The sequence below is a fragment of the Streptomyces sp. NBC_00775 genome (assembly GCF_036347135.1).
In the GTDB taxonomy this organism is placed as follows: domain Bacteria; phylum Actinomycetota; class Actinomycetes; order Streptomycetales; family Streptomycetaceae; genus Streptomyces; species Streptomyces lutosisoli.
The window spans coordinates 6,630,677-6,653,088 of the sequence record NZ_CP108938.1 but is presented as its reverse complement, the minus strand read 5'-3'; the positions used below and the strand labels follow the sequence as shown (position 1 = coordinate 6,653,088).

At 66.5% G+C, this 22,412-nt stretch carries 20 protein-coding genes; 5 read left to right on the top strand and 15 right to left on the bottom strand.

Annotated features, from left to right (window positions below; all coding sequences use genetic code 11):
• Positions 1–253: 253 nt before the first annotated feature.
• Genes OIC96_RS29570 through OIC96_RS29560 form a run of 3 tightly spaced genes read left to right on the top strand, consistent with a single transcriptional unit; the run spans position 254 to position 3,803 of the window.
• Positions 254–2,485 (top strand): glycoside hydrolase domain-containing protein, encoded by a 2,232-nt coding sequence (locus OIC96_RS29570; protein ID WP_330304937.1) that lies wholly within the window; start codon positions 254–256, stop codon positions 2,483–2,485.
• 23 nt (positions 2,486–2,508) lie between these two features.
• Positions 2,509–2,985 carry a hypothetical protein gene (locus OIC96_RS29565; RefSeq protein WP_330304938.1) on the top strand — a complete coding sequence of 159 codons (477 nt, stop codon included), beginning with the start codon at positions 2,509–2,511 and terminating at the stop codon, positions 2,983–2,985.
• Positions 2,982–3,803, top strand: coding sequence for a hypothetical protein (locus tag OIC96_RS29560; RefSeq protein ID WP_330304939.1), 822 nt, complete (start codon positions 2,982–2,984; stop codon positions 3,801–3,803). Before OIC96_RS29565 ends, OIC96_RS29560 begins: the two co-directional genes overlap by 4 nt.
• Positions 3,804–3,962: 159 nt before the next feature.
• Here the strand turns inward: OIC96_RS29560 and OIC96_RS29555 are convergent, their stop codons facing one another.
• The 6 genes from OIC96_RS29555 to OIC96_RS29530 all read right to left on the bottom strand — a co-directional run bounded on the left by OIC96_RS29555 (position 3,963) and on the right by OIC96_RS29530 (position 10,524).
• The gene (locus tag OIC96_RS29555) at positions 3,963–4,370 is read right to left on the bottom strand and encodes an Imm50 family immunity protein (protein WP_330304940.1); all 408 of its coding nucleotides are present in this window, start codon (positions 4,368–4,370) and stop codon (positions 3,963–3,965) included.
• A complete protein-coding gene (locus tag OIC96_RS29550) occupies positions 4,360–4,875 on the bottom strand; it encodes an Imm50 family immunity protein (RefSeq protein ID WP_330304941.1) in 516 nt (171 codons plus the stop codon). The genes OIC96_RS29555 and OIC96_RS29550 overlap by 11 nt, the downstream gene beginning before the upstream one ends.
• 63 nt (positions 4,876–4,938) lie before the next feature.
• Positions 4,939–5,196 carry a hypothetical protein gene (locus OIC96_RS29545; protein ID WP_330304942.1) on the bottom strand — a complete coding sequence of 86 codons (258 nt, stop codon included), beginning with the start codon at positions 5,194–5,196 and terminating at the stop codon, positions 4,939–4,941.
• Between the two features lie 4 nt (positions 5,197–5,200).
• Positions 5,201–9,610, bottom strand: coding sequence for a DUF6531 domain-containing protein (locus tag OIC96_RS29540; RefSeq protein WP_330304943.1), 4,410 nt, complete (start codon positions 9,608–9,610; stop codon positions 5,201–5,203).
• Between the two features lie 7 nt (positions 9,611–9,617).
• Positions 9,618–9,929, bottom strand: a complete 312-nt coding sequence (locus OIC96_RS29535; RefSeq protein WP_330304944.1) for a hypothetical protein — start codon at positions 9,927–9,929, stop codon at positions 9,618–9,620.
• A 142-nt stretch (positions 9,930–10,071) separates the two neighbouring features.
• Positions 10,072–10,524, bottom strand: coding sequence for an ATP-binding protein (locus OIC96_RS29530; protein WP_330310127.1), 453 nt, complete (start codon positions 10,522–10,524; stop codon positions 10,072–10,074).
• 223 nt (positions 10,525–10,747) lie between these two features.
• Between OIC96_RS29530 and OIC96_RS29525 the strand changes: the two genes are divergently transcribed.
• Entirely contained in the window at positions 10,748–11,602 is an 855-nt protein-coding gene (locus OIC96_RS29525; RefSeq protein ID WP_330310128.1) for a helix-turn-helix domain-containing protein, read from the top strand.
• An 11-nt stretch (positions 11,603–11,613) separates the two neighbouring features.
• Positions 11,614–11,808 (top strand): DUF397 domain-containing protein, encoded by a 195-nt coding sequence (locus OIC96_RS29520; RefSeq protein ID WP_330304945.1) that lies wholly within the window; start codon positions 11,614–11,616, stop codon positions 11,806–11,808.
• 652 nt (positions 11,809–12,460) lie between these two features.
• On the opposite strand, the gene OIC96_RS29515 is transcribed toward OIC96_RS29520, so the two are convergent.
• The 9 genes from OIC96_RS29515 to OIC96_RS29475 all read right to left on the bottom strand — a co-directional run bounded on the left by OIC96_RS29515 (position 12,461) and on the right by OIC96_RS29475 (position 22,119).
• Complete coding sequence (locus OIC96_RS29515) at positions 12,461–13,147, bottom strand: hypothetical protein (protein ID WP_330304946.1); 687 nt, start codon at positions 13,145–13,147, stop codon at positions 12,461–12,463.
• Between the two features lie 24 nt (positions 13,148–13,171).
• Positions 13,172–13,768 carry a hypothetical protein gene (locus OIC96_RS29510; RefSeq protein ID WP_330304947.1) on the bottom strand — a complete coding sequence of 199 codons (597 nt, stop codon included), beginning with the start codon at positions 13,766–13,768 and terminating at the stop codon, positions 13,172–13,174.
• Between the two features lie 88 nt (positions 13,769–13,856).
• A complete protein-coding gene (locus OIC96_RS29505; protein ID WP_330304948.1) occupies positions 13,857–15,212 on the bottom strand; it encodes a putative T7SS-secreted protein in 1,356 nt (451 codons plus the stop codon).
• Entirely contained in the window at positions 15,209–15,532 is a 324-nt protein-coding gene (locus OIC96_RS29500) for a hypothetical protein (protein WP_330304949.1), read from the bottom strand. The genes OIC96_RS29505 and OIC96_RS29500 overlap by 4 nt, the downstream gene beginning before the upstream one ends.
• Positions 15,533–15,659: 127 nt before the next feature.
• Positions 15,660–16,703 (bottom strand): hypothetical protein, encoded by a 1,044-nt coding sequence (locus tag OIC96_RS29495; protein ID WP_330304950.1) that lies wholly within the window; start codon positions 16,701–16,703, stop codon positions 15,660–15,662.
• Complete coding sequence (locus tag OIC96_RS29490; protein ID WP_330304951.1) at positions 16,691–17,347, bottom strand: hypothetical protein; 657 nt, start codon at positions 17,345–17,347, stop codon at positions 16,691–16,693. Before OIC96_RS29490 ends, OIC96_RS29495 begins: the two co-directional genes overlap by 13 nt.
• Positions 17,348–17,594: 247 nt before the next feature.
• A complete protein-coding gene (locus OIC96_RS29485) occupies positions 17,595–18,872 on the bottom strand; it encodes an acyltransferase family protein (protein ID WP_330304952.1) in 1,278 nt (425 codons plus the stop codon).
• Positions 18,869–21,100, bottom strand: coding sequence for a glycosyltransferase (locus OIC96_RS29480; protein ID WP_406501689.1), 2,232 nt, complete (start codon positions 21,098–21,100; stop codon positions 18,869–18,871). The genes OIC96_RS29485 and OIC96_RS29480 overlap by 4 nt, the downstream gene beginning before the upstream one ends.
• Positions 21,100–22,119, bottom strand: coding sequence for a hypothetical protein (locus OIC96_RS29475; RefSeq protein WP_330304953.1), 1,020 nt, complete (start codon positions 22,117–22,119; stop codon positions 21,100–21,102). The genes OIC96_RS29480 and OIC96_RS29475 overlap by 1 nt, the downstream gene beginning before the upstream one ends.
• Between the last annotated feature and the right edge of the window lie 293 nt (positions 22,120–22,412).

The following is a 22,412-nucleotide window of genomic DNA, read 5'->3' as shown; positions in this document are numbered from 1 at the left end:
CCTCACCTGTTGTACGAGCCTCACGCGCCGTACACGTCGTACGTGCCCCACGCGCCGTACGTGCCCCACGCGCCGCACGCGTCTGATCGGCCGTCTTACCACTCCCGCCGCAACACCTTCTCAGCGGACCGGAACGCCCACGTGTCCGGAGCGCCGCCGCGCGCTGTCCTGCATTGCATTGCCCTGCCATGCCCTGCCTCGCCGTACGCGACACCCGAAGCCGAAGCCGAAGCCGAAGGAGAACCCGCGCCCCATGGCCGACGAGATGGTCCGGAGAGCTCAGCAGTTCGTCAACCGCACCTACCCCAACATGCTCGGCATCCCCGCGCTGGACGAGAACGGCCAGACCGGCTGGCCGACGATGTACGCGCTGACCCGCGCGCTCCAGTACGAACTCGGTGTCCCGACGCTGTCGGACACGTTCGGCCCCACCACCCTGTCGACGCTCGCCTCGAAGTTCCCGAAGCTGAACGCCTCGACGACCCCCTCGGCGAACTTCGCCCGCATCATCCAGTCCGCCCTGTACTGCAAGGGCTACGACGGCGGTGACATCGACGGGAAGTACAACTCCCGCGTCGAGTCCTCGGTGGCGAAGCTGAAGACGGACATGGGCGTGGACGGCCTGTTCCCCGGCGGCGACCTGATACCCAAGGTCTTCAAGGGCCTGCTGAACATGGACGCCTATGTGACCGTCAACTCCGGTTCCGACGGCATCCGCAGTGTGCAGCGCTGGCTGAACGGCCGTTACGTCAACCGCGCGGACTTCTTCATCATCCCGTGCGACGGCCACAACTCCCGTGACGTGTCCAAGTCCATGCTGTACGCCATCCAGTACGAGCTGGGCATGGCCGACGGCACGGCGAACGGCGTCTTCGGTCCCGGCACGAAGTCCGGCCTCAAGTCGCACACCGTCTCGACCGGTTCGTCGGGCACATGGGTCTCCCTCTTCTCCGCGGCGATGATCCTCAACCTGCGGCCGGTCTCCTTCTCCTCCAGTTTCACCGCCTCCCTGGCCGACGCGGTCAGGACGTTCCAGTCGTTCGCCAAGCTCCCGGCGAACGGCAGCGGCGACTTCCAGACCTGGGCCTCGCTCCTCGTCTCGTACGGCGACCAGGACCGCAAGGGCGAGGCGTGCGACGGCGTCACGAAGATCACCCCGGCGCGCGCGGCGGCCCTGAAGGCGGACGGCGTCAAGTACGTCGGCCGCTATCTCACCAACCCGAGCACGACCTCACTGCCCGAGAAGGCCATCCAGCCGGGCGAACTCCAGACGATCGCCGACAGCGGCCTGCGCTGCTACCCGATCTACCAGACCTTCGGCCGCGACGCCTCCGGCTTCACCTACGCGGCCGGGCGGGCCGCCGGCTACGCCGCCGCCAACGCGGCGCTGGACCACGGGTTCAAGCCGGGCGCCCGTATCTTCTTCGCCGTCGACTTCGACGCCCTCGACGCCGACGTCACGTCGAACGTCCTGCCCCACTTCAAGGGCATCGAGGACTCGATGGCGGACGCCGGGAACCCGTTCAAGGTCGGTGTGTACGGTCCGCGCAACGTCTGTACGCGGGTCGCCGAGGCCGGCCACTCCACGGCCTCGTTCGTCTCCGACATGTCCTCCGGCTTCTCCGGGAACTACGGCTACCCGCTGCCGGGCGACTGGGCCTACGACCAGATCGTCACGCGCACCGTCGGCTCCGGCGACGGGAAGGTCGAGATCGACAACAACATCGCCTCCGGCCGCGACATCGGCGAGAGCTCGTTCAACAAGCCGCGCGGTGTCCTTCCGGACGTCCGCTTCCTGGGCGGCTACCTGAACGCGCTGCACGACGACATCGGCAAGTACATGCAGTCGATCGGCTTCCCGAACGACGGCGGCAACCGCATCTTCACCCACACCCAGTGCTTCGAGACCGTCCTCGCCCACGACGACGTGGTCACCGCGCAGTCCAACCGCTACAACATGCGCAAGGCGCTGATCCAGACGTCCGCGTACTGGGAGATGCGCCACTACGACATCATCGACCAGGCCGTGGACGCCGCCGTCGTCTACTACCACACGGGCGTCGGCGGCGGCATGACCCCGAAGCGCGACTCGTCCACGGGCATCGCGCAGATCAGCGGCGAGGTCGGCATCCGCGCCTGGAACCACTGCATCAACAAGGGGTACGTCTCCGGCACCATCCTCGACCCCGCCAAGGACGCCGACATCTGGACGATGTGGCAGAAGGTCAACAAGGACAACGCGTACGCCCTCCAGACCGTGTCCCTGATCCACCTGTGGGACGCGGAGGGCAAGCCCGGCGGCAGCAACCCGCCCGCCGGCGAGACCACGCTGCGCTCCATGCGCCTGGACTACACCGAGTCGGAGATCTTCCAGGTCCTGCGCCGCTACCAGGGCTGGGGAACCGAAGCGGAGGAGCACGCGACCAAGCGTATGGCGTTGTACCAGATCTTCGAGAAGTACAACGGCATCGTCCGGAACCTGTAGCCGAAGCCCTATGAGGAAGTCCCATGAGTGACGACCAGCCCAATGTCATCGCCCTCCTGCTGATCGGCCTCGTCGGCCTGGCCGTCGCCGGCGGGTTCGCGGTGTTCGGCTTCACCACGCTCGCCCGGCACGGGATCAGGCACGCGAAGAAGGAAACCGTGCTCCGCGGCTTCGCGGGCCTGGCCGCCGCGGCGGCGGCCGCCATGTACGTATGGGGCGCCCTCCACCTCGTCAAGGACGAGTCGATGACGACCGAGGCGTGCCGCGCCGCGGTGGGCCGGGCACACGCCGCCGACATCACCGGCTCCGACGTCTCCTACCTCCCACTGCACCTGAACTGCCATGTCAGGGGCGCCGGTTCGTACGCCGCCGCCGTACCGGAGTACGTCAACCCCGCAGTCCTGGGCCTGGCCCTGACCGCCGTCGCTCTCGGAGTCTTCGCGGCCTTCGCGTCGGAGCTCCGCGCCAGAGACAACTTCAGGAAAGAGAAGGCCAGTTGAACACCAGCCAGAACACCCCGCAGAACTCCACTCCCGCCGAGACCACCGCCGTATCCCGCCGTACGGTCCTCACGCGCACGGCGGTGATCACGGGCGCGGCGATAGCGGCCTCCCTCCCCGCGTCGCAGTTCCTGGCGAGCCCGGCGTACGCGGCGGGAAGGAACCCGAGCTCGGTCCCTGGTTCCGGTCCCGGCCCCGTTCCCGGCCCCTTCCCCGGCACGAACCCGCTCTCCGCGAAGGTGCGTGAGGCCGTCCGCAAGGCCGAGGCGCGCGCCAGACGCGTGATGACGGGCAAGCCGTCCCGCAACGGCTGGGAGATGGAGCGCGTCGCCGACGACGGCGGCAACATCTTCACCCGCCCCGTCCCCGGCACCCCGCTCACGGGCAGCGCGGGCATCGCGGTCCGCATGGGCGACGTCGAGACCGTCCTCGTCCACGTCATCCGCCGCTTCCACTACGAGATCGACGCCCTCCGCAAGGGCGACGTCATCGGCTGGCGCTCTCCAGGCACAGTCCGCAAGGGCTTGGCGGAATCCAACCAGGCCTCCGGAACGGCGGTACAGATCCGCCCCGGCTCCTACCCGGCGGGCACCCGGGGCGGCTTCTTCCCCCAGCAACAGCTGCTGATCAAGGACATCCTCGCCGAACTCAACGGCGTAGTCCGCTGGGGCGGCAACGACCCCAAGCCCGACGAGTCCCTCTTCTACATCGCCGTACGCCCGGGCGACTCCCGCCTGACCCGCACCGCGGCCCGCATCCGCCGGTGGGACGAGACGCCGGGGCGGGGGGCGGGGGTGTTGGCGGATGTGACGGGCTGAGACTGGGCGGGGTGCGTTGCGGGCGCGGGTGAACACGGCTCCTTTGACGATGAGCAGGCTTGGTCCGAGGGGTTGGTCCGAGGGCTTCGGCCAAGCCTGCCCCTGCCCGAACATGCCCAAGTACCGACGGCGATGGCGGGGGGGGTGCCTGCGGGTGGATCAGGGACTGTCGGAGGCGAGGTAGCCACGCCACTTTGCCAGCCGAGCCGTGGCCGCCCGGAACGCGATCCCGGAACCCTCAGACCCCAGCACCACCTCGAAGAACGCTCCGCCATGGGTGGCCAGGTGGATCTCCTTGGCCTCAGCGGCGCCCCACCCGGTGACTTGGAGTCCCTCCACTTCCGCGAAGACGAGGTAGAACTCGAAGGCGTTGAGGCCTTTTTCCACCCACTCTGCGGGTGGATTCGAGGGGAGCCTCCTCGTATCGAACCCCAGAGTCACCGAGTTTTCACGCTCATCAATGTGCACGTAGAAGAGATCGCACACATCATGTGCAGGAGGGGCACCGTCGTACAGTCCCCCTAAATATTCCGCGGACGCGAGAAGTTGCAGCCAGTCAGCGCTCATAGAACGTCTTCTCATCGGTCCCGGGAAGGGAAGCGTGCCGTCGGGCGTCGACCTTGCTGACGAAAAGACGCCGCCCGCTGTCCGATCCGTCCTCCTGGATTGCAAATGCGCTCACATGACGCACGCTCACTGACTCGTAGCAGTCGAATCCCAGCGCCATCCCGCAGCCGCTGCCGCTGCCGCTGCCGCTGAAGCCCACCCGCATACGCCGTTCCCTGCCCCACGGGGTCATCTCGATGCCGCCGACGGCCGGCGGCGCCCAGTCAGTAAGGGAAATGCTCTCCACTGCCAGAAACTCGAACTGACACTGCACCGTGTCCATCCCCGCGTCGATCCACTCTTGCGGTGGCGAACCGGGAAAGGACGGCAAATCGATCCGCAGTGTCACCGTGGGCCCGCGCCAGTTCAGATTGATCGAGCGAATCCTGATGCCGCTCAGGTCCGGGAGATGTCCGTAGAGCGATTGGAGTACCTCCGGATTCGCGAGGAAAGTCTCAACGCTCATAGCAATAGTACTTGCCCAACCCACTCATGAATTGTGCGCGCGTTCTCGCGCTGCGAGAGAGAGTCACGACTCCTCGCCACGGACGCGTCTCGCAATCTTTATGTCGACCTCGAGGGCACTGAGGCGAGGCGGGGTTCTGGAGTCATCCAGGACAACCACGTGAAGCACGTCTCCGACCTGAGGAGATTCCACGTCGGGCGACCACCAGGAGGGATGCTTCGTCTGGTCGATGAAACCCTTCGCACCGTCGATCTCCACCATGACGCCGACCATGCTGACGCCTGTGACCACGGCATCGAACTCCTGCTCATTGCTGATCATTGCCTCACCCCTTGCCTCGAATTGAAACCCAAGTCCTATTGAGGGTCAATTCATTGAACCGCGCCAGCTTGTCGACAGGAATTGCGAACTCTATTCGAGGTGTCCCGCCGGGGCCCTGCAGGTCATATCTCCTCATATATGGACTCTTGGCAAATTCCTTGAGGAAGTCGGGATGCATGTCATAGCGGACCATTCCGTCTGCGAAATTTCTGCCCGTGGGACTCATATAGGTGGCCGCCACGTCGCGTTCACCGAAATATATCAGACCGTCCGAGATCACTCCTCCGCCTATGTCCACCCCGGGCTGATGGTTGGCAGGGTTGGGACCGTGGAGCTTTTCATATTCGGCGTCCTTGACTTTCGGGGTCCGGTAAATCGGGAAGAAGTCTTCGCAGCCGGGCGCAAGTCCGAGATAGTCGACCCAAGTAAGTGGGTTATGGACGTAGGTTGTGGGATTCGGTGCTGGAGCGAGGCCGAGAGGGTCAGGGGTGACGTAGCGAGCCGTATCAGGGTCGTAATGGCGGAAGTAGTTGTAGTGGAGGCCGGTTTCCGGATCGTAGTACTGGCCTGGGAAGCGGAGCGGCGTGTACGCGGTGCTGTTCGCTGCCCAGGCGGTCGTTCCCCACAGGGTTCTGCGGGTACGCCAGGCAATGCTGCCGTTCTCGTCCAAAAGTTCGGTTGGGGTGCCGATGAGATCGGTGACGATCGCGAAGAACCGGGAGTCGACCCCTTCCTGGGGTGCGTCCGCGACTGTGATGCGTTCCGTCTGGGCGAGCGGCTGCATGCCCTGGTGGTCCCAGGTGAGGGTGACTCCGTGCTGCTGCCCGGCGGAGGTGGTGGTCTGCTCGCAGAGAGTACTGCTGTCCCAGGTGAAGTCGACCTGCTCGACGACGCTCTCGCCGTCTTCCGCGAACCGCTGCTTGGCAATGCGGCGTCCTAGCGGGTCGTACTGGTAGCGCCAGACGGTCCCGTCCGGTGTGGCTACTGAGCTGAGGCGGTCTTCGGCGTCCCAGGTGTAGCGCCAGGTGTCCGGTCCGCGGGACAGGCGGATCTTCTGACGGAGGGTGATACGGCCGAGCGCGTCGTATTCGTAGCGGACATTTCCAGCGCGGGTGATACGGGTGCCGGTGTAGGAGCGGGGTCCCGTTGCCTCGTGGCCTGGGTGGCTCGTAGGCCACGAGGCGTTGGTCTGGTTGCCGACATCGTCGTACGCGTATCGCTCGCTCCAGTTAGCCGCCTCGACGGCGGTGACGCGACCTGCCCCATCGAGGTCGAAACGGCTGGTGCCGTTGAGTTCGTCGTCGAGGCCGATCAGACTGCCGTCGGCGCGGTAGGTGTAGCTGCGTCGCTGGATGTGCTTGCCGCCGAGACGGGCCGCGGACTGGCGGACGAGGCGTCCCTGAGTGTCGAAGGCACTGGTTATAGTCACGGTCGCGCCGATGCGGCGGACGAGCTCTCGTCCTACGCCGTCGCGTTCGAAGCCGACCGTTCGCCCGGCGGTGGTCAGTTCGGCAATGTTGTCTGCGATGTCGTAGGTGAAGGTGCTGATCGCTCCGGTGGGGGTGATGCGACTCGCACGACGGCCGAGTTCGTCGTATCCATACGTGGTGGTCCGCCCGTTGACCGCCTCGGAAACCACGTTGCCCGCCTGGTCGTGCTGCCGGGTCAGGGTCACGCTGGGACTGATGGCCTGCACCAGACGGCCGTTCGGTTCGTATTCGTACGTGGTGACCTGGCCGTCGGCCTCCTTGCGGACCACTCGACCGAGTGCGTCGTGCGCGTAGTGAGTGGTCTGGCCGAGGACGTTGGTGCGAGCTGTGAGAAGCCCTGCGGCGTTACGGGTGTAGAACAGAGTGCGGCCGTCGAAGTCTGTCTCGGATGTCAGGCGACCTGCCGGATCATATTCGTAACTCCAGCTCATGCCCTGGGGGTTGGTGACCTGGACAAGGCGACGTTCCGTGTCATGGGTGTAGACATGGCGCGTGCCGTCCGGACCGGTCTGGGCCGCCAGCAGATCGAAGTGGGTGTACTCGGAACGCGATATGGCGCCCGTCGCGTCCGTATGGCTGGTGCAGTTGCCCTCACCGTCGTAGACCCAGGACTCGACAGTGCCGTCAGCCGCGAAGCGGCGGGCCGGCCTGCCCTCAATCGTCCATTCAAGGCGGGTTGTCGCGCCAAGTGGATCGGTGATGGCGATAGAACGGCCGAAGGCGTCACGTTCGTAGCGGGTGGCGTTTCCGAGTGGGTCGGTGATCTGGACGGGCAGTCCGGCCGGGTTGCACCGTACGGTCGTAGTGTGTCCCAGCGCGTCGGTGACCGACGTGAGATGGCCCGCACTATTCCAGGCGAAGTAGGTGGTCATCCGGGCGCGGTCGGTTACCGCAGTGCGGTTGCCACGCTCATCGTAGGTCTGCTGCCACACGATGCCATCGGGGTCCGCCAGCGTCTCCGCCAAGCCGAGCTGGTTGTACTGGGTTGTGATGTCACGTCCGTCCGCGTGGCCGACCGCGGTCCGCCTTCCGTGCTCGTCGTAACGGAATGTGGTGACGTTCCCCAGTTCGTCGCTGGAGGCGATCAGGCGCTGCTCGGAGTCCCATTCCTGGTGGGTGGTGTGGCCGAGCGGATCAGTGGTGCAGATGAGGCGGAACGACTCATTGTGCTCATAGAACGTGCTGTGGCCGAGCGAGTCGGTGACTGTGGTGGTCCGGGTAGCGTCGTCGTACGCGAGAGTGCCTGAGAGGAAACCGACGCTGCCCTCGGTACGAACCACTCGGCCGCGCTCGTCGTACGTGTACGTGTACGCAGTGTCGTTACGGTCGGTCCAAGAGGTGATCCGGCCCGCCTCGTCATAGCTGAACCGCATGGGCAGAGCGGAGGAATTGACAAGCTCGGCCAGGTGGCCCGCCTCGTCGTAGCTGTAGGAGACGAGCGTCGTGCCGTCGGCCTCCGCTCGACCGGGGTCGAGCAACCGCAGGGCGCTGATGCGGGGTAGCTCGGGGTGGCGGTCGATCGCGATGCGGTAGCCACCCGAGTGGTGAGCCTCGACGGGTGTGCCGTCGTCGGCGTAGTGGATGGTGATGCGCTGGCCGTTGCGGTCCTCGATGAACTGCAGCGGCAGGTCGACGGCATCCCCACTGTCCGTGGGCTGCGGAGTGTGGAACACATGGGCGAGCCCGGCATCCGGGTCCGTGAGGCGCAGCGCGCCGTCGACCGTTGTGTCCCAGGCCAGGGCCAGACGGGAGCCGGCCTCCGGGTAGACAGGCTCATCGCTGTCTCGGGCGAGAAGCGGGAAGACCAAACGCGCACCGTCGGGCGCGGCGTAGATGAAGCCCTCGTCGTCCGCCTGGAGGCGCTGGTCGAGGGTCGAGGCCCAGGACGGGCCGAACCAGCCGCCCCACCGGTACGACGAGAGGTGCGTGCGCTCCAGGACGAGGGCCATTGTGCCGGGCAACTGCACGTCGGTCTGAGGCAGCAGCATGTCGCCCGTGGCGACATCGATCGGGTCGAGCTTGCATTCCTTCTCCGCCGCGCCGATCCCGGCCTCAAGCTTCTCGACCTCGCCGGGCCTCAGATTGAGTTTCGAGAGGTCGGAGCCGCCGATCTTCAACGCCCTGCTGAGCTCGGCGAGTTCACTGGGTTTGAGCGCCTTGAGCCCCTTGCCCAGGGCCTTGCCCAGCACCCCGAAGCCGACGCCCATCACGGCGCCCTCGGTCAGGATCCCGGCCAACTTGCCGGGGTCCTTAAAGGCCGCCGGATCCTCCAGGGCGGTGGCGAACGCGGAGAACTCCAAGCCCTCCTTGGCCATCTTGCCGACCGCCGCGACTGCCTTGATGTCCTTGAGCGCCTTCAGCGCCCGTTCCAAGCCGCGGATGACCTCCAGCAGCCCGCGGATCACGGAGCCCAGGGCAGTGCCCTCCTCCTCGATCCGGCCGACCAGCGCAACGACCTTCAATGCGCGTTCAGTGGACATCAGAGTGGCCACCACGGTGGAAGCCCCGCCGGTGAGAACGTCCAGCGCCAGGCCCGCCAGCTCGAACTCCTCGATCTCCTCAAGCATCACGCCGATCTCGGAGATCAACTCGTGCGCCTGGTCGGCGAACTTGTCCAGCGCCTTGGCGCCCTTTCGCAGGGAGTGCGCCATTTCGGTGGCGTGCTTACGGGTCTCCTTCGCCCGCTTGTGAAAGGCCTTGGCGGTCTTGCCCTCCCACACCAGGCCCGCCAGCGCCCGCTCGGCGTCGCCGCTGGCATCCTCCAGCCCGGTGGCCAGAGCCCGCCACTTCTTGGCGATCTCACGCACCCCGTCCGGATCCACCGCCGGATCCGTGATCCCCAGGAACTCCAGCTGACTGGCCAGGGTGTCGCCGAACATGTGGTTGTACTTGTTGATGTAGTGCAGCGGGTTGAGACTGACCACGAGCGGCTCAGCCCTTCTTGCCGCGAGCCGCCGCGGCCAGAAGTACGTCCAACAGGTCGAAGGCGTCCGACACCTCACCCATCAGCTTCGCCTCGGCCTGCCACTCCTCGTCGAGGGCGTGCGTGAGTTTGGCGAGCTTGTGCATGCCGTCGCGTATGTCGTCCGTCGCGTTCAGCAGGGACCCCAGCTTGCCGAGTGCCCCCAGATCGTCCGACTCCGCCTTGAACTCGTGCAACGGCTTACTGGTGTGATGCGACACCTTGCCCAACGCGGTGGCCGCTTTGTCCAGCGACTCCGCTTCCTTCTTCAGGTCCGACATGCGGTCCAGCCCCCGTAATTCACTCTGTGCACATGCCAACCCAACGACCGTAGTAAGGGGGGCTATTGGGTCGGTATGGCGGGCACCAAGGGGGAGTAAAGATCGCCGTCCTATGCACTGAGGGCTCGCCGCTTGCCCGCGCTCACGCTGCCCGACGTCCGTGGCCGAGTCCCCCGACCTCGAACCAGAGCAGCTTTCCCGCACCCGGCCCGAGCACGTCCCCACCCCACGAGTCCGCCCACGCCTGTACGAGGAGCAGCCCGCGTCCACTGACTGCGTCCACCGGGGCCGGGCGCGGCTTGGTACCGGGTAGCTCGTCGAAGGGCGCCGGGATGTACGGGTTCGCGTCCCACACGCTCACCCGGAGCCGTCCGCCGCCGAGCCCTGTCAGCCGTAGGGAGGCTGGGCCCTTCGCGTATTGGTAGGCGTTGGCGACCAGCTCCGACGTCAACAGCTCCATCACGTCGAGAACTTCATGCATGCCGTGCCCATCGAGCGCGGCCCGCACGGTCATACGTGCGACGCGTGCGGCTCGGGGGTCATGGGGCAGACGGAGTGCGTACACCCATGTATCGGGCAGGGCTACGGTGACCATGAACACCTCCAGGGAGGAAGGGGACTTGAGCTCGCTCAACGTTGGTGCCGTGCGGCGGCAATGCCTGGGTTGGTGCGCTTCCGGCTTATGGGCGTGAGCAGTTGAGCGACGCGAGACTCACGATAGAGGCAGCGATGTAAGATTTGACATCGAAATAGCGTAAGACTTGACGATTCCCTCTTATGGGTGATTGAGGGAATGCGCCATGACGAGAGAGGGTCCCGTGCCGCCCAGCACCGCTCCTACGCTGCGCCAGCAGCGCCTGGGTACCGAACTGCGCAAGCTCCGGGAGCACGCGGGGCTGACATCCAGTGCCGCCGCGGAACTGCTCGGCCTCAAGCAGGCGCAGATCAGCAACATCGAGGCGGGCCGCTATTCCGTCAGCGCCGACCGCGTCCGTACCTTCGCCAGCAGCTACAGCTGCAGCGACCCCGCGTTCGTCGACGCGCTGGCCGCAATGACCGGTGGCCGGCAGCGCGGGTGGTGGGACGAGTACCGGGAACACCTACCGGCCACCTTGATCGACCTCGCCGAACTGGAGCAATACGCCACCGGTCTGCGTGTGGCGCTCGTCATCCACATCCCAGCCTTGCTGCAGACCACGGACCACGCACGTGCCCTCTTTCAGCAAGTGGCCCCGCCGATGCGGCAGTACGAGGTCGAGCACCGCCTCACGCATCGCATCAAACGGCAAGGTGTCCTGCACCGGGAGAACCCGCCTCCGTACACGGCGACCATCCATGAGGCCGCACTCCGCATGGGCTTCGGCGGCCAAGCCATCGCCCGTGCCCAGCTCCAACACCTCATCGAAGTGAGCGAGCTGGCCCACGTCACAGTCAGGGTGATCCCCTTCGGCGCGGATCACTACCCGAGCACGGGTCAGTCCTTCGACTACGTCGAGGGGCCCGTCCCACAGCTCGACACCGTCCAGTTGGACACCCACCATGGCGGCTGTGGATTCCTGGATGCCGAGGCACAGTTGAGTAAGTACCGTTCCGTGCTGGATCACATGGAGCCCTGCGCACTCAGCCCCGTCGAGTCACGCGGCTTCATCCACCGCCTCATCCGGGACATCTGAAAGAGACCAAGGTGCACACCATCCACTGGCAGAAGTCCACCTACAGCGGCGACAGTTCGAACTGCGTCTATGTAGCCGCCACTCCCGACGGAGCCGTCCGTCTCCGCGAGAGCGACGAGCCGGACGCCATCCTCATGACGACCCGCGTCGGCCTCCATGAGCTGATACGAAGCCTGAAGACTTACCCGTCCATGCGCAGCGCCTGACCAATTGGCAGATTTGAGCCTCCGGGTCACGCCCCGGTCGCCGAGTCGACGGGCGCTGTCACACACCCCAGTGGCACAAAGTTGCCACACGCTCGAAGGCAGCCTCAGGAGGCGGCGCCCCGACGGTTCTCTGTGGGGCGGGGAGGGAAGAGCCTGTCGTATGCGTGGATGAACCCCTTCGCCAAGGGGACTCCGACGAGGGTGGCTGCGAGGCCGATCGCCCAGAGGGCCGGGTAGCGCCGGGAGGTCTCTGTGCCGCCTGGACTGCCATGTCGGCCTCCGCCGAAGGGCCACGTTTCCGGGATGGCGCCAGCGAGAAATTCAAAAATGACGACACAGAGGACGGCACCCACAATCCAGGCGAAGCGCCGGGGCCAGGGTTCCCACGGCTCCACCGCCTTGAACACGGAGAGGGCGAAGAGCACGGCCAGAAGAGGAACGGCGAGACCAGCTGTGACCGCGAACGCATAAGCCCCGCCTGGCCAAGAAGTCCCAGCCCAGCGCCAGACCTCCGGACCCCACAGCGCATTTCCAAGGCGAGGGACGACAAAGAGCCCGAGGAGGAGACCCGCCATGATGAGACAAGACAGGCCACGCCGTTGCTTCGTACTGTCTTCTCCGCGGGCAGAGCCCTCTTTTTCGTTTTTCACTGTCAACGCGCCTCAGCCGTCCCCGCTCCCAGCGGATTGTCGAAGCTGACTGTTTCGGCGATCTGCTGAAGGATCGCGCGGTACTGCTCGCGGCGGGCCACAGCCGTCGCACTCAGCGTCAAGACGACGAGGCGCCTGCAGTCCGGGTGCGGCAGGTGGGCGTGGATCTGGATAAGGGGTGCCTGGGGGAGGCCGCTTCCCGCCGAGGGTGTGAGCACATTCTCGCTGAGGGCAGCAGGACCGCAGGGAAGTTCGAGGTACTCGACGCAAGCGTGGCCTTGCCCAGAAGTCACGGCGCGTGCGGCGGTGACGGCGCGAGGGGCCACAGCTGTGTTGCGCCAGGAAATAGTGAAGAGGGAGATCAGGGCCTGACCGCTGCGGTTGTCCGTGTCGTCGATGTCGTCGCGGTGGAGACCGATCGAACAGTGGACGGTGCCGATTTCACGCAGAACGCTCAGCAACTTCTGGCCTTGGGCGAATTGGGCGATGAACTGTTGGCGGATCACGTCGTTGGGCGCTGCGTCCAGAAAAGGGGCCAGCGTGGTGCGCAGGGTGTCGGCGGCTGGGGATCCGGGCGAGGGCAGTAGGGCGCCGAGCGGCAGTGTCCTGAAGCCTGGCGGTTCGGCGAACCACAATTCAGCGGCAGGATCCTTGGCGGAGTCGTGAAGCGTAAAGCTGGGAACGGTCATCGGGGTGCGTCTTCCCGGCACTTGTCAGGGTTGAACAGGGTGAATACCAACACGTCGGCCACGTTCGCAGTCCTCAGGTGTAGCGCCCCAGTCCTCGAAGCTGCGGCCGCCTCCCATTCCCATCTGCTGCTGTAGTACATGCAGGCGGCGAGGCGCCTGGCCATTCGGAGTGGGCGCAGCAATGAGACCGATGAAGCGCGGGTCGCCGGCGAACCACACCACCTCAATCTCGGCCTTCAGCTCCGGCTTGGCACGAGGGGCCATACGCCGACTCCACCACTCCGTGCGCAGATGCCTGGGGAAGACCAATGGCAGCCGCTCCTCCGGACGAGCCGGATTGGGGAGTTCAAACCATCCGTACTGCCTACCCAGGACATCTGGGCGCTTGGTCAACCCCGCGGGTACCTCACGGAGAACTTGCCACGGATATGTTCGCAAGATGCACTGCATACGGAGCGCTGCGGGAAAGTAGCGCAGCTGGAGAACAGCTCGGTAGAGCGAGTAGAGCAAGAACGGCACGAACAAGAAGGTGAATCCTGGAGACAGGAATCCGACCAGCACGGCCAGCAAACCGATCCACGTACCGAACCAACCGACGAGACCTGCGATGTTCATGGCCATGTGGCCCACCCAAGCTCGGCGGGTCAGCGGATGGTCCCAGGCGGTGGCGTAGTCAACTGAGTTCATGACGCTCTCTCTGTAGGCGAGGTCAAAAGACGTGACCGACGAGATTCAGGAACCCACCGTTCTCGAAGATGAGCCGCGTCCCATCGATTCCGGCAACAGAGCCATCCCTAATCCCGTCGTCATCAGCGTCCACCAGGCTGTTGACCAGCCCGAGGCCGCCCGTGGCCACACCGATCCCGCCTGAAGTGGCCTCCACCGCTCTTCCGGCCTTCTCGGTGTCACTCGCACCGCGTACCAGCCATCCGGTAAGCGGGTTATCCAAGCCAGAGATGGCTTGCGCCTCCTCCATCGTCTTGGCTCCGAAGGTACCGACCTTCTGACCAATCGATAGGGCCTCGCTGCCGGTGCGAATGGCGTTTGCTGCTGCTCGACTTCCTAGCGCTACTGCCCCAACTCCCGGGAGCGCGCCCATGACGTCGCCTCCCACGCTGACGAGGTTGCTGAAGAAATCAGCGTCGAACTCGCCCTTGAGGAAGCCATCCTTCAGTGACTCCCACGTTTCAGGGTGCTCAAAGAGACGCCATCCCAGCGCAGCCGCACTCAGCGCCGAGGCGGTCAGCATCAGTGCCGCCACCATTGCGACCCCGAGCGGGCCGGCGAAGATGATCGCCACCAGGCCGATGACTCCGGCGACGAAGCTGAGGATGTCGGGCAGATTTTCATGGAGCCAGTCGAGTGCCGAGTCGAACCAGCCCGGCTCGTGTGGCACCAGCTTCTTCGTGGCGTCGCGGATCTTGCCTGCCCGGTGCCGGGCTTGATGCTCATGCTCGTCGGCAAGCTTGCGGGCCTTGCCCCGGATCTTCTCCAGGGCGTCCTCGGCGTCGTCCACCGCCGTATTCGCCTTGGTCAGGGCCTTCTGCGCCTCGTCGTGCTTGGCGCCCTTCGTGTTCTTGTCCAGGTCGGGGCTGGCGCCCGCCGTGCCGGCATGGCCCTTCGCCCGGTCCACGGCGGCCTGCGCTTCCTTCGCGTCCTCTTCGAGTCGCTTCGCCCGGCGCTGGAAGTCGTCGAGTTCGCCTTCCCAGCGGTCGAGTTGCTTGGCCGCCTTGCGGATGGAGTGCGCGGCGTTCTTCAGGTTCAGGGGCAGGGGGCCGCCGTCGAGTTGCTCGCGGAAGGCAACCGCCGCGTCGCCCTCCCAGTAGCTGCCGTCCATCAGCTTGGTGACAAGGCCATGCGTCTCTTCGAGAACCTTCGCGCAGCCTGAGAGTTTCTTGCGTAAGCCGCTTACGGTCTCGGTGCTCCCCGGCACCGGGTTGAAGCCGACGTGTGGGTAGTCGGGGTTCGGGATGCGCGGGGCGGACTTGAGGCCTTGTGGCTTGTTGCGGTCCGCTCGGGACTGCGGGTCGAGGGCCGCACCAGAATCGCCGGGCGGGTAGGTCACTTCGAAGCCCCGCTCTTGCCCTTGCCGGCCCTGGACTTCTGCAGGGCCTCCTCCAGCGCCTTGTCCACCTCGCGGTAGCTGTCCCTGCTCTTTCCGATGATCTTGGCGAGATCTTCGGTCTGCTCACCGATCTGGTCGGTGCCGTACTTCCAGTCGTCCTGGAAGTCCTCGCAGGCGGTGTCGAGGTCGTCGGTGCCCAGGCCCGTGACAGTCGCGTCCTCCAGCGCCTTGCGCAGCCCCTTCAGCGAGTCGGTCGACTTCCTGAGCAGCTTCATGAAGTGCGCGAGCTCGTCGCCGTCCACGGCAAGTCGTTCCGCCATGTCCCCGTCCCCTCTCCCGGTGCACCTGCACCATGGAGAGGAACGACGTCGGCGATCTTTCGTGGCGTCCGGTGGCGTGCTCCCCTCTTTAGGGGGAGCACTTACCGGACACGGATCGTTGCCACGGTCAGCGGTTGACGGACTGGATCTCCTGGACGACGACGTCCTGGGTGGCCCCGAACGTGCCCTCCGGCAGACCTTGTTCCCCGGTCACGCCGGTGCCCGTCCAGTGGATCTTCCAGGTGATGGTGGCCTTGAGCTTGTACGAGCCATCGCCAGAGGAGCGCAGGTACTTCACGCCGCAGGGCGGGGTCTCATCCGCCTTGCCCTTGGCGTACGCCTCGCCGATCTGGCCGTTGTTGAATTCGCAGACGCCGGATGCCGGGTACGTCGTGGCGTCGTCCGTGCCCGGCTCGATCTTCAGCGAGACAGGCTCCGCGGTGGTTGTCGCCGAAACGTTGAGCAGCGGGACCGACGCCGTGACCGAGACCGGCTTGAACTTCGCCGTGTCCAGCCATGCCCACGTCGGGAGGTTCACCTTGGTGGTGCCTGCGGGGGCGAGGTCCACCTTGGTCGAGGGGACGCGTATCTCGGCGTACGCGAGCTGTGCCAGCATCTTGGGTGTGATCGCCTCCGGGATGTCCGCCGGCGGGGCGTCGCCCGTGTCCACCCAGAAGATGTCCTTGGTGCAGTCGAGCGCCCCAGGATCACCCTCGCGGCCCTTGGTGACGTACGAGTCCCACCAATAGCCCTTGCCGGCCTTGGCCTTGTTGAAGTCCTTGTACGGGTCGCCGTCCACGTACTTCTTGCGCTGCTCCAAGTCCCACTGGGAGCCCGTCGACTCGGCCTCCCAGATGGGCTCCAGGTACTTCTGAAGCTGGGCCGGGGTGTACTTCGGGGCGTAGTAACAGGCGGGTGGCGTCCAGGTGGTCGTAGAGGTCACCGGCCCCGCGGACTCGCCCGAACCGTTCTTGGAAAGGTCGAAAACCACAGCACCGGCCGTGGCCGACAGCTTTCCGTCGTCAGTCGCGTTGCCTGAAGGGCTGGTTGTGTCGGATCCCTGGCCGTCGCCAGGTCCGTACGCCACAGCTGTACTCGGAAACACTGCGGTACACACGGCGGCGACCGCCCCCACCGCGAAAGTGCGCCCTCGCCTTCCTAGCTGGCGCATGTCTTGTCTCCCCGCTTCGAAATCAGGTTGGTGGCCTGCCATACGCCCTGTGCGTTCTTCTCAAGACGCGTGTTGTACAGCACGTACGGGCTCTCATCCGAGGGCGTCTTGTCGACCTTGTTGGTCTTCCGGTTCTTGTTGAACCCCTTGCTCTCGTCAGCGCAATAGACAACAGACGCCGACTTCGCGCCGGACAGCGTGACTTGAGGGCTGTAGTAACGAGTGGTGCCGGTGAAGGAGAGATTGGCGTCCACGTAGGCCTGCACCCACTGCACCGCACCGCTGAGGGCCTTGTCCCGGTAATAGAACGCAAGCCCGGGGGCTCCGGTGTCGCCACTCAGGATTGCGGCGTTCGTAGCATCGATGCGACTGGCCGTGTCCGTCAGGATCTCGTCCTTGGCCTTGTCGCCCGTCTGCCAGCTCTCGTACTTGTCCTTGACGTCGGACGGCAGGTTGACCTTGGGCCGGTCGGCGACGTCCGTCGCGCTCACGCTAGGCGACGCCGATGTCGTCTCGCCCGTATCAGCCCCAGCAATCTTGTCGTTCCCCTTCGATCCACCGTCACTCCCGCCACACGCGGTAAGGAACAGTGCCGCCGTCGCACCAACGGCGGCTGTAGCAAGCAGGCGGGGACGGCGGTTCACGGCAGGCTCCTGTGCGGCGTGGGGTTCGGGAGGGCAGTAACACGCTATCGGGGGCCTGTGTGACGACACCAGAGCGAATTACGTCCAGGTGTGAGATAAGTCGGGCATAGCCGTACAGAGCGTGCCCAAGTCGAGGTCTAGAACCTTCGATTGAGTGATGTGGGAGGGTGGGATGCGTCACCGCGTTGGCCACCGCAAAGGCTAATGACGCCGTCCTACCTTCAGACGTCCTCAGCCCCAGACGTCCTCAGCCCCGCCCCCGGTGCGCCCCCGCCCGCACGCCACGGCTCGCAGCCCGTCCCCGCACCCCGTTCGGCCAAAGCCTCGCCCCCCTCTTCGCCGCAATATCCTCAATCCACCCGAACGCAACGATCGTCAGCCCGATCAGCGGCCACACCAGCAAGAACATCCACACCATGTACGACGAGTCCAGCGCCCCCACCGCCCGATCACTCTGCATGAACGGCAAGTTGTACGCCTGGTCGATGATCGGAACCGTGGCCATGATGAGCATGTTGTGCCACAGGTAGATCGTGACGGCGCGGTTGTTGGAGAGGGTGACCAGCTTGTCCCAGCGGGCCAGGCGGCCCGGTAGCTCCTGCCAGGACGGGCTGTAATGGAGCAGGATGACGACGAAGCCGAAGGACCAGGCGGCCTGGGCCAGGGGGATGTCGTTCAGGTCCCAGCCGTCTGGGCCCAGATGGCCCGACGCCCACCACAGGCCGAAGGCCATCAGGAGGGCCGAGCAGGAGACGGCCACGTAGCGGGGGACCTTCACCAGTAGGCCCTCGTGGTGGGCGAAACCCAGGACCCAGCAGCCGCCGAAGACAGCGAAGTCCGAGACGGCGTTGCCCGTTTCGCCGGGGATGGTGACCAGGCCGGTGCCGACGACGGCTGTCAGGGCGAGGGGGGCCAGAAGCGTGGCCCACGGCACCTTGCGGAACGCCCACAGCAGCAGCGGGGACGCCACCACGAACCACAGGTACGCCCGCAGGTACCAGAGCGGGCCCGCCGCCTGCACCGCCCAAGTGTCTTCCAGCAGACCCGACTTGGAGCCTATGTGCCAGGGGTAGGGGGGCGCGCCGATCGGGATGATGTAGTTGATGAGGTCCACCAAGCCCCATGTGCCGCCGTGGTCCGGGTCCTTCATCGGATTCCAGCCGCCCGCGAACATCAGCGTCAGGGCCACCACGCTGAACGCCCACAGAGGGGGCAGCAATCGGCGGACGCGGCCCCTGATCACGCCCCACGCCGGGCGGCTCAGCGAGCGTGCCATCAGCGAGCCCGCCAGTGCGAACATCACGCCCATGGAGGGGAAGAGGACCGTCAGCCATGCCCAGCCGAACAGGTGGTACACGACCACTCGGACCAGGGCTATCGAACGGAGGAGGTCCAAGTAGCGGTCACGGCCGCCGCCCGGCTTCCGGCCCTCCGGCTTCTGATCGGCCGCCGGCTCAGCTACTGCCCTCGGTGCTCCCAGCGGCGGCGTCGGTGTCGCCCCGGCCGCGTAGTCGTGCGTCGTCATCCCACCGGCCTCCGATCCTTCCCGCCGCGCTCCGTCCGCTGCCGCGGGATCGAGCCCGGTGCCTCCACCACGCCCGTGCGCCGCAGTTTCTGCCAGCGCAGGCGGCCTCCGGTGAGGGCGGTGATCCAGGACTGGAGCAGGACCACGTACATCAACTGCCTATAGAGGATTTGTTGGAGGGGGAGGGATATCAGGTGTGTCATACGTTCTCTGTCCAGGCGGAAGGCGTACGCCGCGCACGCCGCCTGGATGGCCAGCACGCCCAGCCAGGCGACGATCGTCTTCTGTGTCGGGCCGAACACCACTCCGTAGAGGAGGAATACGTCGATCAGCGGGGCCAGTAGCGGGGCCAGGACCATGAAGAGCGAGACCAGGGGCAGGCCCACTCTGCCGAAGCGGCCCGACGGTCCCCGCTCGACCAGCGCGCGCCGGTGCTTCCAGATCGCCTGCATCGTGCCGTACGACCAGCGGTAGCGCTGCGACCAGAGTTGCTGGACCGTCTCCGGGGCTTCCGTCCAGGCCCGCGCCTTCTCGGCGTAGACGACACGCCAGCCGTCGCGGTGCATGGCCATCGTGATGTCCGTGTCCTCGGCGAGCGTGTCGTCGCTCATTCCGCCGACGCGTTCGAGAGCGGACCTCCTGAAAGCCCCTACCGCGCCCGGGATCGTCGGCATGCAGCGCAGGATGTCGTACATGCGGCGGTCCAGGTTGAAGCCCATCACGTACTCGATGTGCTGCCAGGCGCCGATGAGGGAGTCGCGGTTGCCGACCTTCGCGTTGCCCGCGACCGCGCCGACCGACGGGTCGGCGAAGGGCTGGACCAGCTCTCGTACCGTCGCCGGTTCGAAGACGGTGTCGCCGTCCATCATCACGATGATGTCGTAACGGGCGTTCGCCAGGCCCCGGTTGAGAGCCGCGGGCTTACCCGCGTTGTGCTGGCGTACGACGCGTACGTTCGGCAGGCGCAGGTCTTCGACGATGCGGGCCGTGCCGTCGCTCGAACCGTCGTCGATGACGATGACCTCGATGGGGTGTTCGCTCGCCATCAGGGAGCGGACGGTGTTCTCAATGCACTTCGCCTCGTTGTACGCGGGGACCAGCACCGACACCGGTCCGGTGATCGGGGCCGGGCCCCAGCGGAAGTCCGGCTTGCGCACCCGGCGGGCGTGTGCGGCGGAGAGCAGGAGCATCAGGCCGAAGCGGGTGAAGACGAGGACGCCGGTCACCGCGATGCCCACGACCAGGGCGTCGGTGATCCCGTCCGAGGCCTGCACCAGGTAGATCCAGGCCTCGCCCTTCCACAGGTCGAGTCCCGTGACCTCGGTGTGTGCGCTGGGCGCGTGGAGCGCCTCGGTGAGATTCTGGAACTCGTAGCCCTGGTGCTGGAGTTGGGGCACGAACGTGTCGAGCGCCTGCACCGTCTGGTGGCGGTCGCCGCCGGAGTCGTGCATCAGGACGATCGCGCCCTTGCCGCCCTTGGGCGTGGCACGGCGGATGATCTCGTCGACGCCGGGCTTCTGCCAGTCCTCGCTGTCGGTGTTGTTGACGACGGTGATGTAGCCGCGCGTGCCGATGTACTCCGTCACCGGCCAGGACTTGTTGTCCATGGCGTCCGCGAAGGACGAGTACGGAGGGCGGAAGAGGGACGTACGGATACCGGCCGCGCCCGCGAGCGCCAACTGGCTCTGGGACAGCTCCCAGTCGATGCGTTTCTTGGACTGGTAGGAGAGGTCGGGGTGATTGAAGGTGTGCAGGCCGACCTCGTGGCCCTCCGCCACCATGCGGTGCACCAGCTCCGGGTAGCGCGAGGCCATGGTGCCGGTGACGAAGAAGACGGCGTGGGCGTGGTGCTCGCGTAGTACGTCGAGCACCTTCGGCGTCCACCGGGGATCCGGGCCGTCGTCGAAGGTGAGGACCAGGCGGTGATCGGGCACGCTCAGGCTGGTCGTGCGGCCACTGCGGGTGTCGATGACCGGGCCGCCCTCAAGGATCTTCTCCGGCACCTTGTCGGTGGCCGCCTCGGGCTGGATGCGGTGGTCGGCGAGGATTTCGCTGTGTACGTAGCCGCGCAGCATCAGCATCGCCATCAGCGCGACGAGGATGAGCGAGGGCAGCAGGAAGCGCATGGGCAGGCGGCGGCGCCGGGCGGCATGGGGGACCTCGCCCCGCGTACTCCGTGCGGGTGCGTGTGCGGGACCGGGACCGTGACGGCTGGTGCGGGATGCCATCAGAGGATGTTCTCCGGGTACGAGGAGGACGAGCCCGAGGTGGCAGAACCCGAGGAAGACGAGCCCGAGGAAGAGGCGTCCGAGGAACCGGCAACCGAGGAAGAGGCGTCCGAGGAAGAGGACGAAGAGCTGGTGGTGATCGGCTGTTCGGGCTCCAGCGAGGTCAGCTCGACCGGCGATGCCGCGCCGTCCGCGAGGGTTCCGGAGCCGGAGCCGTCCGTGACCGGGCTCCCCGAGGGGTCGGCCGAGGTGGCACCGCTGTCGGACGGGCTGGGGTCCGGCGGGTTGACCACCGGGTCGGTCGGGTCGGGGTCCGGGGCCGGGTCCTTGGTGGTGCTGGTGCCCGGGTTCGGCTTGGTCGTGGCGGACGCCGAGGGCTCGGGGTCCGTGGACTTGCCCGGGGTGGCGGCACCGCCCGAGGCGTCCGGCGTCGTACTCGCGCCCGGCGACCGCGTCGTTCCGTCCCCGCCCGTCGCGCTCGCACCCGGCGAGGCGCGGCCCGTACCGGACGGGGACACCGACTCGGCGGGCAGCGGCGACGAGTCGACCCTGCCGGCCGGCTGATCGTCCTGCTGGCCCGGCACCGGAAGCCAGGGCGCGTTGGAGTTGCCCGACAGCAGCGTGGTGACGATGACGACGGCGTAGACCGCGCAGGCGATGCCTACGAGGATGCCGAGCCGCCGGAATCTACGGCTGCGCCGGCCCGACTCGTCGACGAACACCGGTCCGTCCGAGCCGCCCTCCTGGACCCCCGGGGCACCCTTGGCCTGTTGGACCAGCCGCTCATCCAACTGACGTCCCGCGCCATCGAGTTGGACCGTCACCTCGTTCGGATCGTGGGTGTGGCCGGGGTCGTCCGGGCGCTCCCAGGAAGGCTGTTCGCCCAGGCGGCCACGGTGCGGGCGCGCCGCGCCGGAGGCGTCGTTCGCTCGGGAGGCCGGGTTCGCGCCGGAGGCCGAGGCCGTACCGTAGCCGCGGCTCGCGCCGGAAGCCTGGCCCCGAACGGAAGCCTGGCCCAAGCCGGATATCGGGTCCGCGCCGGAAACGGGACTCGAAAGCAGCTCGGTCTCCGACCCGGACTCGGACTCGGACTCCGGCGCCAGCTCCTGGTGCGGGTCACGCTCGGGGCCACGCCCGGAGCTCCCCCCGGCCCGAGGCCAAGACTCCGCTCCACGGCCGGCCTCCGGCCAGACGACGCCCCCCGGCTCGCCGGCTCCCCGTCGCGACGGCCCTCGCGACGACCCTTCAGATCCTCGCCGGGACTCTTCAGTCCCCCGGCGTAACTCTTCGGATCCTCTCCGGGACTCCTCGG

Coding starts and splice junctions, on each gene's coding strand:
- OIC96_RS29570 (WP_330304937.1), top strand. CDS start 254: ATGGCCGACGAGATGGTCCGGAGAGCTCAGCAGTTCGTCAACCGCACC.
- OIC96_RS29565 (WP_330304938.1), top strand. CDS start 2,509: ATGAGTGACGACCAGCCCAATGTCATCGCCCTCCTGCTGATCGGCCTC.
- OIC96_RS29555 (WP_330304940.1), bottom strand. CDS start 4,370: ATGAGCGCTGACTGGCTGCAACTTCTCGCGTCCGCGGAATATTTAGGG.
- OIC96_RS29550 (WP_330304941.1), bottom strand. CDS start 4,875: ATGAGCGTTGAGACTTTCCTCGCGAATCCGGAGGTACTCCAATCGCTC.
- OIC96_RS29545 (WP_330304942.1), bottom strand. CDS start 5,196: ATGATCAGCAATGAGCAGGAGTTCGATGCCGTGGTCACAGGCGTCAGC.
- OIC96_RS29535 (WP_330304944.1), bottom strand. CDS start 9,929: ATGTCGGACCTGAAGAAGGAAGCGGAGTCGCTGGACAAAGCGGCCACC.
- OIC96_RS29530 (WP_330310127.1), bottom strand. CDS start 10,524: ATGGTCACCGTAGCCCTGCCCGATACATGGGTGTACGCACTCCGTCTG.
- OIC96_RS29515 (WP_330304946.1), bottom strand. CDS start 13,147: ATGACCGTTCCCAGCTTTACGCTTCACGACTCCGCCAAGGATCCTGCC.
- OIC96_RS29510 (WP_330304947.1), bottom strand. CDS start 13,768: ATGGCCATGAACATCGCAGGTCTCGTCGGTTGGTTCGGTACGTGGATC.
- OIC96_RS29500 (WP_330304949.1), bottom strand. CDS start 15,532: ATGGCGGAACGACTTGCCGTGGACGGCGACGAGCTCGCGCACTTCATG.
- OIC96_RS29495 (WP_330304950.1), bottom strand. CDS start 16,703: ATGCGCCAGCTAGGAAGGCGAGGGCGCACTTTCGCGGTGGGGGCGGTC.
- OIC96_RS29485 (WP_330304952.1), bottom strand. CDS start 18,872: ATGACGACGCACGACTACGCGGCCGGGGCGACACCGACGCCGCCGCTG.
- OIC96_RS29480 (WP_406501689.1), bottom strand. CDS start 21,100: ATGGCATCCCGCACCAGCCGTCACGGTCCCGGTCCCGCACACGCACCC.